Genomic DNA, 11,178 nt, shown 5'->3' with positions numbered 1-11,178 from the left:
CTTGCCGGCTGGGCAAGGTGTGACGATCGGCGCATGGCAGAGCCGAAGAAGGTGCACTCCGGCCCTGGATGCGCCTGTTTTCACACCTTTTTAAGCCTCGCGGGACTTAATTAAAAGGTGCTTTCTCCTATTAGGCGACATGGTCGCTCTAGTTTTCTTCAAATAGGTTTTCCGCGGCTTGCGGACGCCCCGGCAAAATCAAGTTGAGGAGGACGCCGACAATGGCCGAGAGCGCCATCCCGGTAATTTGGAAGCTGTCGCTGATTTTCAGCACCGCTCCGCCGATGCCGATGACCAAGATGACCGAGGCGATGACCAAGTTGCGCGTCGCGCCGAAGTCGATGCGGCTGTCAACGAGCATCCGCAGTCCGGACGAGGCGATGATGCCAAACAGCAAGATCGACACACCGCCCATGACCGGCGTCGGAATCGAGCTGATCAGCGCCGTGATTTTGCCGACGAAGCCGAAAGCGATCGCGATGACCGCCGCGCCGGCCAGCACGTAGACACTGTAGACGCGGGTGATCGCCAGCACACCGATGTTTTCCCCGTACGTCGTTTTCGGCGGACCGCCAAGCAAGGCGGAGATCATCGTCGCCGTTCCGTCCCCTAAAATCGAGCGGTGCAGCCCCGGTTTTTGAATGAGGTCGCGGCCGACGACTTTGCTTAAGACGAGCTGGTGGCCGATATGCTCGGACAAGGTGACGATCGCCACCGGCACCATGAGCATGACGATCTCGGCAGTGATGCGCACCGGATAATCGGCAAACGGAATCAAGAAATCCGGCCATTCGAACCATTTCGCCGCCGCCACTTTCGACAAGTCAACGAGTCCGACAGCGAGGGCGTAAACGTAGCCGACAACGATGCCGACAAGCACTGGAATCAAGCTCAACATGCCGCGCGCAAGCACCGAGCAGACGATCGTGGCCGCGAGCGTCACAAGCGCCACCGAGAAATGGAGCAAGCTGTATTTGCCGTCCGGGCCGTTCATCGCCATCCCGACCGCCGTGCCGGCTAAGCCGAGACCGATGACGATGATGACCGGACCGACGACAACCGGCGGCAGCAGCTTCATCACCCATCGGTAGCCGGCTTTTTTAATGATGAGGGCGACAACCCCGTACACCAATCCGGCGAGGAAGCTGCCAATCATCGCCGCTCCCGGGCCGCCAGCCGTTTTCGCCGCGATGATCGGCGCAATGTAGGCGAACGACGAGCCAAGATACGCCGGCACTTGCCATTTCGTAATGAGCAAAAACGCCAATGTTCCAAGCCCGCTTGTCAGCAAGGCGATCGACGGATCTAAGCCGACTAAGTACGGCACTAAAATCGTCGCCCCGAACATGGCGAATAAATGCTGAAGGCTTAAGGTGATCCATTGCCCAACAGTCGGGCGGTCTTGAATGTCCAACACCGGTTTGTTCATCTTTCGTCACTCCTTTGATCGAATGAGCGAGTCTTGCTTTTTAGTGTGCACAAAAAATCCCTCTTTGCCCGCGAAGACGCAAAGAGGGTGCAGAAACAGCCGAAACGATTCCGCCCCTTTTGCAGCCTCACGGGACTGCGCTTAAAAGGGTGCTTCGCTATTTTTCATGAATGGAGACTTGATCGATGCCGTCCACTTCCGAAAGCTCCACGACGATCAGTTCCGAACGAGAGGTCGGCACGTTTTTGCCGACGAAATCAGCGCGGATCGGCAGTTCCCTGTGGCCGCGGTCGACAAGCACGGCGAGCTGGATGCGCGACGGGCGGCCCAAATCCATGACCGCATCCATCGCCGCCCGCACCGTCCGGCCGGTAAACAGCACATCATCGACTAAAATGACATTCCGCTCGCTCACCGGAAACGGCACATTCGTTCCTTTCACAAGCGGTTCATGGTCGTCCGTCTTCACGGTCAAATCGTCGCGGTACAAGGTGATGTCAAGCTCACCGACGGGAACGGACGCCCCTTCAATTTGCTCGATCCGCTCCGCCAAGCGGCGCGCCAAGTAAATGCCGCGCGTTTTAATTCCGACAAGCACGCAGCCGTCAATGCCTTTGTTTCGTTCGATGATTTCGTGGGCGATGCGCGTCAAAGCGCGGCGAATCGCCTGTTCGTCCATCACGACCGCCTTTTGCATTCCGTCCACCTCCTAACAGCGCATACACGCCGCGGCCAGCGTGTTTCCGCAGGCGGCGCGCCAACCAGGCCGTTCCCGCCTGTTTTCATAAAAAATCCCCCGCCTGTGAAGCGGGGGATGGCGCGCTTATCGCCAAACAAGATGGGCATACATCGCCCTTCTTTGTCATTCCGACCCCTTTTCAGCCTCACAGGACTGAACTTAAAGGTTCCTGTTCACCTGTTTTCATTGTAAAGGGGGCGTGTTCGTTTGTCAATCGTTTTTTCGCAGCCAGTCAAGCAGCTCGGCAAACTCCGGCGGCAACGGCGCTTCGAATTCCAAATACTCGCCGCTTCTCGGATGACGGAAGCCGAGCACCCCGGCGTGCAGCGCCTGGCCGTCGATGGCGAGCGTTTTTTTCGGCCCGTATTGCGGGTCGCCAGCGAGCGGGTAGCCGATGTATTTCATATGGACGCGAATTTGGTGCGTCCGCCCCGTTTCCAGCTGGCACTCCACATACGTATAATGGCGAAACCGCTCGAGCACGCGGAAATGGGTGACCGCTTCCTTCCCGTTTTCTTCGGTGACGGCCATTTTCTTTCGATCGCGCTTGTCGCGGCCGATCGGGGCATCGATCGTGCCATAATCGTGCGGAATGACGCCGTGGACGATCGCCTTGTAGCGGCGCGTCACCGTTTTGTTCACCAGCTGCTCGACGAGCGAGCGGTGGGCGGCGTCGTTTTTCGCCACCATCAACAGCCCTGATGTGTCTTTGTCAATGCGATGGACGATGCCGGGGCGAAGCACGCCGTTGATCCCGGACAAGTCGCGGCAATGGGCGAGAAGCGCATTCACAAGCGTGCCGCGCATATGCCCGGGCGCCGGATGGACGACCATGCCACGCGGCTTGTTGACGACAAGGACATCCTCATCCTCATAATAAATGTCAAGCGGAATCGGCTCCGGCTCGACATGAAGCGGCTCCGGCTCAGGAGGCGAAACGGCGACCGAGTCGCCCGCCTCGCATTTGTAGTTCGCTTTCACCGTCTGGCCGTTCACGGTCACAAGCCCGTTTTTGATCCATTGCTGCACTTGCGAACGCGACCATTCCTCATTTAACGCCGCGATCACTTTATCAATTCGTTCGCCGTCATATTCGTCTTCGATGTGAAACGTGATCGTGTCCATCTACTCATTCCCTTTCTCTGGTGTCGCGAAAAAAAACATATGGACAAACAGCAAGATGACGCCGACCGTCAGCGCCGAGTCAGCCACGTTGAACACCGGAAAACTGTACGTGCCGATGTACGCGTGGATGAAATCGACCACTTCTTTCCGGAATACGCGGTCGATAAAGTTGCCGACCGCCCCGCCGAGCATCAGCCCAAGCCCTACGCCCGCCAGGCGTTCAGAAGGCTTCAGGCGGCGGATGTAGACCACGATCGCCGCCACGACAATCACCGTAATCAAATAAAAGAGCCAAAACTGCCCTTCTAGTATGCCCCATGCCGCCCCGCGATTGCGGTGCGACGTAATGTAGAGCACGTTGTCGATGATCGGGATGCTTTCCCCAAGTCGCATATAGCGGACGACAAGCCATTTCGTCCATTGATCGAGGATGATGACCGCCGCCGCGAGCCAATAGTATGCCACCGTGCCAAATCCCCCTGTCCTTCTCATTCATCCTTTTTGCATTGTAGCATAATTCGCCATGGCAAACAAATGAAGCGGCAAGGCCGCCAGGAAGGCAGCCTTGCCGCTTTTTGTTACGCGGAATAATGTTCGTTCACAATGTGCGCGCAGCGCGGACAAAGCGTTGGATGCGACGGATCGGCGCCGACTTCTTTCGTCACCGTCCAGCACCGCTCGCACGTCTCGCCTTCCGCCGGGCGGACGAGGACGGCCACGTGGTCGAGCCGCTCGGCTTCGGCCGGCGCGGCGTCATACGGCTCATCGGCGATCGAAAAGGCGGAAACGATGAGAAGCTGGCGCAAGTCGGCATCAAGCGACGCCAATAGCTTCCGCACCTCGTCTTTCGGGTAGACGATGACGCTCGCGGTCAGCGATTTGCCGATCACTTTTTCATTGCGGGCGTTCTCGAGCGCTTTGAAAATATCATCGCGCACGTCCATAAACGCATCCCATTTCGCCAGCAGCGCTTCTTCGCTGTCGATCGCGATCGGCTCCGGCATATCGGTGAGCTGGACGCTTTCGACGTTTTCTCTTCGATTCGGGATATGCTCCCACACTTCATCGGCGGTATGCGGCAAAATCGGCGCGATGAGCTTCGCCAACGCGACGACCGTCTCATAGAGCACCGTCTGCACGGCGCGGCGGGCGCGCGAGTCGGCCGCTTCGATGTACAAAATGTCTTTCGCCATATCCAAGTAAAACGCGCTCAGCTCGACGGTGCAGAAATGGTTCATCTCATGGTAAACCGCGGCGAAATCGTAGCGGTCATAGGCCTTTTTCACTTTGGCGATCAGCTTGTTCAACTTCGCCAGCATGTAGCGGTCGACTTCGCCAAGCTCCCCAATCGGCACGGCGTTTTCGTTCGGATCGAAATCGAATAAGTTGCCGAGCATAAACCGGAATGTGTTGCGGATTTTCCGGTACACTTCGGACACTTGTTTTAAAATATGATCGGAGATGCGCACGTCCGCTTGGTAGTCAACCGAAGCGACCCAAAGGCGCAAAATGTCGGCGCCAAACTGTTCCATCACTTTCGCCGGCACGACGACGTTGCCGAGCGACTTGCTCATTTTCCGCCCTTCGCCGTCCAAGACAAAGCCGTGGCTCAACACGCCTTTATACGGCGCTTTGCCGGTGACGGCAACGGCGGTGGACAGCGATGAGTTGAACCAGCCGCGGTATTGGTCGGAGCCTTCCAAGTACAAATCAGCCGGACGCACGAGATCGTCGCGTTCGACCAACACGGCTTGGTGCGACGAACCGGAGTCAAACCAGACATCCATAATGTCCGTTTCTTTCGTAAAGATGCCGTTCGGGCTCGACGGATGAGTGAATCCTTCCGGCAGCAAGTCTTTCGCCTCGCGCTCAAACCAGACGTTCGATCCGTATTGGCGGAACAAGTTCGACACATGCTCAATCGTCTCATCGGTGATGATCGGTTCACCGTTTTCGCCGTAAAAGACCGGAATCGGCACCCCCCAGGCGCGTTGGCGGGAAATGCACCAGTCGCCGCGGTCGCGCACCATGTTGTGGATGCGGATTTCCCCCCACTCCGGAATCCATTTCGTTTCCTTAATCGCTTGAAGCAGCTCGCTGCGGATTTTATCGATCGATGCAAACCATTGCGTTGTCGCCCGGAAAATCGTCGGCTGCTTTGTCCGCCAGTCGTGCGGATACGAGTGGGTGATAAACCCAAGCTTCAACAAAGCGCCGACTTCCTCAAGCTTCTGTGTAATCGCCTTGTTGGCGTCTTCGTAAAACATCCCGGTAAATCCCGGCGCTTCCTCGGTCATGTAGCCGCGCTCATCAACCGGGCAAAGGACCGGAAGCCCATATTTTTGCCCAACGAGAAAGTCGTCTTCCCCGTGGCCCGGCGCCGTATGGACGCAGCCCGTGCCGGCGTCGGTCGTGACGTGTTCACCGCAGACGACAAGCGAGTCGCGCTCATAAAACGGATGTCTCGCCACGACGTATTCAAGCTCGTTTCCTTTGACCGTTTTGACGACCGACCATGCGTCCCAGCCGACTTCGTTCGCCACCGACTCGACCAGGGCAGCAGCGACCACGTATTTTTGTCCGTTTGTTTCCACGACATGGTAGTCCAGCTCCGGATGGACGGCGATCGCCAAGTTCGCCGGAATCGTCCACGGCGTCGTCGTCCAAATGACGATTCGCTCATCGCCCTCAAGCACGCCTTTGCCGTCTTTCACCGGGAAGGCGACATAAATCGACGGCGAACGCTTGTCTTTATATTCGATTTCCGCTTCGGCGAGCGCCGATTCGCTTGACGGGGACCAATAGACCGGCTTCAACCCTTTGTAGATGAGCCCTTTTTTCGCCATTTCGCCGAACACTTTAATTTGCTGGGCTTCGTACTCCGGTTTGAGCGTAATGTACGGGTTGTCCCAGTCGCCGCGCACACCGAGCCGCTTGAACTGCCGGCGCTGGTTGTCGATTTGTTCATACGCGTATTGCTCGCACAACTTGCGAAACTCGGCGACGCTCATCGATTTGCGGTCGACGCCTTGCTTCGCGAGCGCCGTTTCGATCGGCAAGCCGTGCGTATCCCAGCCCGGCACGTACGGCGCGCAATAGCCGCTCATCGATTTGTAGCGGACGATGATGTCTTTTAAAATTTTGTTCAGCGCATGGCCCATATGAATATCCCCGTTGGCATACGGCGGGCCGTCATGCAGCACGAACAACGGACGCCCTTTCGTCCGCTCCTGCACTTTCCGGTAAATGTCCATTTCCTCCCATTTTTTTTGCATCTCCGGCTCCCGCTTCGGCAAGTTGCCGCGCATCGGGAACTCGGTTTGCGGCATAAGCAGCGTCTCTTTGTAGTCCATCTTCGCTCCTCCTTCGAACGCTAGATTCCAAATAAAAAACCGTTCTCCCCCGGCAAGGGACGAGAACGGTCTCGCGGTACCACCCTTCTTGGCCATGCAAACGACGCACAGCCCACTTTTCATTCGTAACGGGAATGACGCGCCATGGCCTACTGGATGTTCGGCATGGAACTCCAGGGTGATGTTCACTCTTGCGCCGATGCCAGGCTTCCACCATCCCCGGCTCGCTGCGACCGGCCGTTCAAGAGCTACTGTCCCTTTCATCGTCGATGACTATTTCACTATTCATCCGGAAAAAAGCCAACCGCCTCCCACGGCGGCTGGTGCAGTGATTTTTGCCAATGATTATACCCGACATGGCCTCGGTTCGTCAAGGCTGAGACAACGGCTCTTTCACCTCTTCTTCGAGATCAGGCGTCTCGTATTCCATCAACTCGTCCCAGTCACGGCTGTTGATCATATCGAGCTGCGCCTCAACGAGCATGCGGAAGCGAGCGCGGAACACTTTCGACTGCCGCTTGAGTTCTTCGATTTCCAGCGCGATTTTCCGCGATTTGGCCAACGCGTCGCCGATGATGCGCTCCGCGTTTTTCTCCGCTTCTTTAATGATCAGCTTCGCCTCTTTTTGTGCGTTGCGCTTCACTTCTTCCGCTGCTTCCTGAGCCACAAGAATCGACTTATTTAACGTTTCTTCAATGTTGGAAAAGTAATTCAATTTTTCCGTCAGTTCGGCCACTTTTTCTTCCAGCTGCTTTTTTTCACGGATGAGCATTTCGTAATCTTTAATAATTTGATCCAAAAACTCATTCACTTCATCTTCGTCATACCCGCGAAATCCGCGGCTGAATTCCTTATTGTGAATATCCAATGGCGTCAACGGCACAATGGCCACCTCCGTCTCCATCATTCCTTTTCTTCCTTCATTCGACACGATCAGCCCATTTCCTGCTGCGATTCGATTATTTTTGACGGCCCAGCCGGATGCGCCAGCGTTCTTTTTTCGTCATCCCCTCGACGGAAAACAGCTTGCAGCGACCAAACCCGCGCGCCGACAGGACATCGCCCGGCCCGCATACAAAATCGGGCTTGTCCACCACCTTCCAGTTCACTTTGACGAGCCCGCTTTCAATGAGCGTCTTCGCTTTCTCGCGCGCGAGGCGGAACGCCTGGGCAAGCACCGCATCGAGCCTTAGAGAAGACACCGTGACCGTTCCTTCCTCCCACGTTTCGGCAAGCGACATGGCAGCTGACAGCGGCAACAGCTCAAGCGAAACCGGCGCTTTGCCGATCGTCCCGACATGGAGGCGAATGTAATCGGCCACCTCGGCGGCGGCAAAAAATTGGATCTCTCCTCCTTGGACGAGAATGTCGCCGAACTTGCCCCGCCGCAAGCCGAGCGACATGAGCGCTCCTAAGACGTCGCGGTGTTCAAGGGAAACGAATTTGCCTGGATAGCGGACAGCGAACAAGGCGATGTCATAATCCTCCTCATTCGGTTCGAAATACGGCGGATACAAAAGCGCCCGCTTCCGCTCGACAAACAAAGCGCCGCCGAAAAAGGACACGCGCACGTCTCCGTCGCTGCCGACGATGCTTTGCACGATTTGCTGCTCGCGCGGATCAAGAAAATCGGTCAGCTTCGGAGCGTACTGACGTTCTACCACTTCCTTCCATTCCATTACATGATCGATGAATTGATGTTCCTCTTTGCGGAAGTGCTGATACAGCTCCATACCCATTCACCTTGCCTCATAAAGAAAGGAACCCGGAACGGATTCCTCCCGCTATTCCGCCCGCCTGCGCCGGGCCAAACGACGCGCGCTCCGTCCGGCTGCTAAAACTGCGCTTCGAGGATGTCAAACAACGCATACAGCCCTCTTGTCGCAAATTCAAGGACAATAAAGGCGATGATCGGAGAGATGTCAATGATGCCAAGCGGCGGAATGAAACGCCGAAACGGTTCCAAATACGGCTCGCAAATGGCGGCAAGCATTTGTCCGAACCGCGTTTCGCGCGCATTCGGAAACCAAGACATCAAAATGTAAATGATCAAAGCGTACGAATATACTTGAATCAAGGTCGTTAAAAACGTAAGCACATAATCCAACAGCTACCACCTCTTTATCGGTCTGTCATCCTCGCCGTCAAGCGAAATCGCGCCGCTGACGTCGACGTTGTCCGGGGTGCACAAAAAAATTTTCGTGCCAACTTGCTGAATATCGCCGCCAATGGCGTACACCGTGCCGCTTAAAAAGTCGACGATCCGCTTCGCCTGCTCATGCTGGATGCGCTGCAAATTGACGATGACCGCCCGCCGGCTTTTTAAATGATCGGCGATTTCCTGCGCCTCCGCATACACCCGCGGCTCAGCGAGCACGACTTTCGCCGATTTTTGCACGCTTTGCAAGCTGACGACGTTCGCCTTGTTTGCCGCCTTCAGCAGCGGCGCCTCCTCTTCCGGCTGCGGCGCTTCGTATTCTTCTTCATAGTCTTCGTAATCTTCTTCTAAAAAATAATCGCGAAATTTTTTCATCAACCCCATCAAGTTCACCTCCTACAATGATCCGACAAGCGCGCTGCCGATGCGCACAAACGTCGCCCCTTCCTCAATGGCGATCTCGTAATCGTTCGACATGCCCATCGACAGCTCCGTGCACGGCGCATGCGGCCAGCGGAGCGCCTGAACGCGCTCTTTCAAGACCCGCAATTGCCGGAAGCAGGCGCGCAATACCGCCTCGTCATCCGTATGCGGGGCCATCGTCATCAATCCGACGACCTCAAGGTGCGAAAACGAACGGAGCTGATCGATGAACGGGACGGTCTCGTCAGGAGAGAGGCCGTGCTTCGTCGCTTCTCCCGATACATTCACTTGCACAAAACATTTCACCGGCCGCACCGCCCGCTTTTCAATTTCTTTCGCCAGCGACAGGCGATCAAGCGAATGGATGTAATCGACTTTATCGATAATGTCCTTCACCTTGCGCGACTGAAGCGTCCCGATAAAATGCCACACCGCCCGGTCCCCGATCCGTTCATACTTTTCAAGCAGCTGGCCAGCGCGGTTTTCGCCGAGGTCGGCAATGCCGGCGTCAAGCACATGAAGCGCCCTTTCGGCATCAATATATTTCGTGACAGCAACGATGCGTACATCGGCCGGATTGCGGCCGACGCGAGCGCAAGCCGCCTCGATGCGCTGGCGAACGGCTGCCAAGTTGTCGCGTACGGTCATGCTGTTTCCTCCCTTCGGCCGATAAACGCCAACATCCGCCCTGTCGTCCCACGGTCGCGGCGGTGGGAAAAAAACAACGTCTCCTCACAGCTTGTACAGCGTTCCGACACATAAATATGGCAGTCTGGAATCCCGGCGGCCGCAAGCTGCAGCCGGTTGGCCTCTTTTAAATCAAGCGCATACTGCCCTTGGCTTGTTTCGCGCCACGGCAACGGGCCGCCCGCAGGAAGAGTCGGACGCAGGCCATCGATCACCCGGTCATCAACCGTGTAACAGCATGGGCCAATGGCCGGTCCAATCGCGGCATAGATGTCGGACGGGGCAATGTGTTCGCGCTCCTGCCAAAGCCGCACCATGTTTTGGACAATGCCGCCCGCCGTCCCCCGCCAGCCGGCGTGGGCAAGGCCGACTAGGCCCGCCGATGGCGCGATAAAATAGACAGGCACACAATCGGCAAAACAAAGTGCGAGCAATACCCCCGCCTTATCCGTATACAGCCCGTCGGCCCCCCGGACCGCTGCAGCGAAGTCGTGCGCCCCGCTCCCCCGATCGCCTTTCGTCACTTTCCGAATCACGGCGCCGTGCACTTGCTCACAGCACACCCAATGATCGAGCGGAACAGAAAGCCATTCAGCCAGACGGCGGCGGTTGTTGACGACATGCATGCGATCGTCGCCGACATGCAGCCCCATATTCAGCGAGGCGAACGGCCCTTCGCTTTCTCCGCCTTGTTTCGTTGTCAACCCGGCGACTGCTCCGGCAAACGGGGGCGCCCCGCAGCGGAGCCATCCTTGAGCTTCTTGTTGAAAAATGTCCGGCATTCGCGTCAACCTCACGCTGTTTTTGTAGGTTTTTATCACTTTTTTTCCTATTTTATCATAGTTTGTTTGTTTGTGATAACCTTTATTTGCGATTTTGTCGAAACATTGGTGCAATCCCGCCACTCAATATGCCGCTCATTGCGCGGGCCGCTCAGTCGGCATCATGCAGGCGGACTAAAATGACATCCGCTCCGATTTTGACGATGTTTTGCCACGGAATGACGACCGCTTCTTCACGCCCGAACAACCCGAGCATCTTTCCGGAGCCTAAAATAATGAGCGAACGGATTTTGCCTGTATCTAAATCGATGTCAATATCCCCGATGTTGCCAAGCTTCTTCCCGTTGGCCACATTGACGACATCTTTCGTTTGAAACTCAGAAATTCTCATCACGGTTCAGTCCCCCGCCTTTCCTCTCCTCTTTTTCATCTATATGACGCCGCCCAACCGGTTATGTGCCAAAGAAAAAAGGCTGCCCGAG

12 protein-coding genes and 1 other annotated feature are annotated in these 11,178 nt (G+C 56.3%); all 12 genes read right to left on the bottom strand.

Features of this window, described 5'->3' with window-relative positions:
• Positions 1-148: 148 nt before the first annotated feature.
• The 12 genes from ACR1UW_RS07145 to ACR1UW_RS07090 all read right to left on the bottom strand — a co-directional run bounded on the left by ACR1UW_RS07145 (position 149) and on the right by ACR1UW_RS07090 (position 11,090).
• Positions 149-1,429: a solute carrier family 23 protein gene (locus ACR1UW_RS07145; RefSeq protein ID WP_498935079.1), complete on the bottom strand. Its 1,281-nt coding sequence runs from the start codon at positions 1,427-1,429 to the stop codon at positions 149-151.
• 157 nt (positions 1,430-1,586) lie between these two features.
• Positions 1,587-2,126, bottom strand: a complete 540-nt coding sequence (gene pyrR, locus ACR1UW_RS07140; protein ID WP_055358171.1) for a bifunctional pyr operon transcriptional regulator/uracil phosphoribosyltransferase PyrR — start codon at positions 2,124-2,126, stop codon at positions 1,587-1,589.
• A 252-nt stretch (positions 2,127-2,378) separates the two neighbouring features.
• Entirely contained in the window at positions 2,379-3,293 is a 915-nt protein-coding gene (locus ACR1UW_RS07135) for an RluA family pseudouridine synthase (RefSeq protein ID WP_011230646.1), read from the bottom strand.
• Positions 3,294-3,785 (bottom strand): signal peptidase II, encoded by a 492-nt coding sequence (gene lspA / locus ACR1UW_RS07130; RefSeq protein WP_237420066.1) that lies wholly within the window; start codon positions 3,783-3,785, stop codon positions 3,294-3,296.
• 86 nt (positions 3,786-3,871) lie between these two features.
• Positions 3,872-6,646 carry an isoleucine--tRNA ligase gene (ileS, locus tag ACR1UW_RS07125; protein ID WP_498935076.1) on the bottom strand — a complete coding sequence of 925 codons (2,775 nt, stop codon included), beginning with the start codon at positions 6,644-6,646 and terminating at the stop codon, positions 3,872-3,874.
• A 52-nt stretch (positions 6,647-6,698) separates the two neighbouring features.
• Positions 6,699-6,919, bottom strand: a binding site (T-box leader).
• 97 nt (positions 6,920-7,016) lie between these two features.
• A complete protein-coding gene (locus ACR1UW_RS07120; RefSeq protein WP_237421042.1) occupies positions 7,017-7,529 on the bottom strand; it encodes a DivIVA domain-containing protein in 513 nt (170 codons plus the stop codon).
• Between the two features lie 76 nt (positions 7,530-7,605).
• Complete coding sequence (locus ACR1UW_RS07115) at positions 7,606-8,379, bottom strand: YlmH family RNA-binding protein (protein WP_498935273.1); 774 nt, start codon at positions 8,377-8,379, stop codon at positions 7,606-7,608.
• 101 nt (positions 8,380-8,480) lie between these two features.
• The gene (locus ACR1UW_RS07110; RefSeq protein ID WP_328213147.1) at positions 8,481-8,753 is read right to left on the bottom strand and encodes a YggT family protein; all 273 of its coding nucleotides are present in this window, start codon (positions 8,751-8,753) and stop codon (positions 8,481-8,483) included.
• A gap of 3 nt (positions 8,754-8,756) precedes the next feature.
• On the bottom strand, positions 8,757-9,188 hold the full coding sequence (locus ACR1UW_RS07105; RefSeq protein ID WP_033011296.1) for a cell division protein SepF: 432 nt from the start codon (positions 9,186-9,188) through the stop codon (positions 8,757-8,759).
• 12 nt (positions 9,189-9,200) lie between these two features.
• On the bottom strand, positions 9,201-9,875 hold the full coding sequence (locus ACR1UW_RS07100) for a YggS family pyridoxal phosphate-dependent enzyme (protein WP_033011299.1): 675 nt from the start codon (positions 9,873-9,875) through the stop codon (positions 9,201-9,203).
• Positions 9,872-10,696 (bottom strand): peptidoglycan editing factor PgeF, encoded by an 825-nt coding sequence (gene pgeF / locus ACR1UW_RS07095; RefSeq protein WP_033016140.1) that lies wholly within the window; start codon positions 10,694-10,696, stop codon positions 9,872-9,874. Before pgeF ends, ACR1UW_RS07100 begins: the two co-directional genes overlap by 4 nt.
• Before the next feature lie 151 nt (positions 10,697-10,847).
• A complete protein-coding gene (locus ACR1UW_RS07090; protein WP_033011301.1) occupies positions 10,848-11,090 on the bottom strand; it encodes a YlmC/YmxH family sporulation protein in 243 nt (80 codons plus the stop codon).
• Positions 11,091-11,178: the final 88 nt, after the last annotated feature.

This window comes from Geobacillus lituanicus, from assembly GCF_050994965.1.
In the GTDB taxonomy this organism is placed as follows: Bacteria; Bacillota; Bacilli; order Bacillales; family Anoxybacillaceae; genus Geobacillus; species Geobacillus stearothermophilus.
This window is presented reverse-complemented; position numbering and strand designations above follow the sequence as displayed.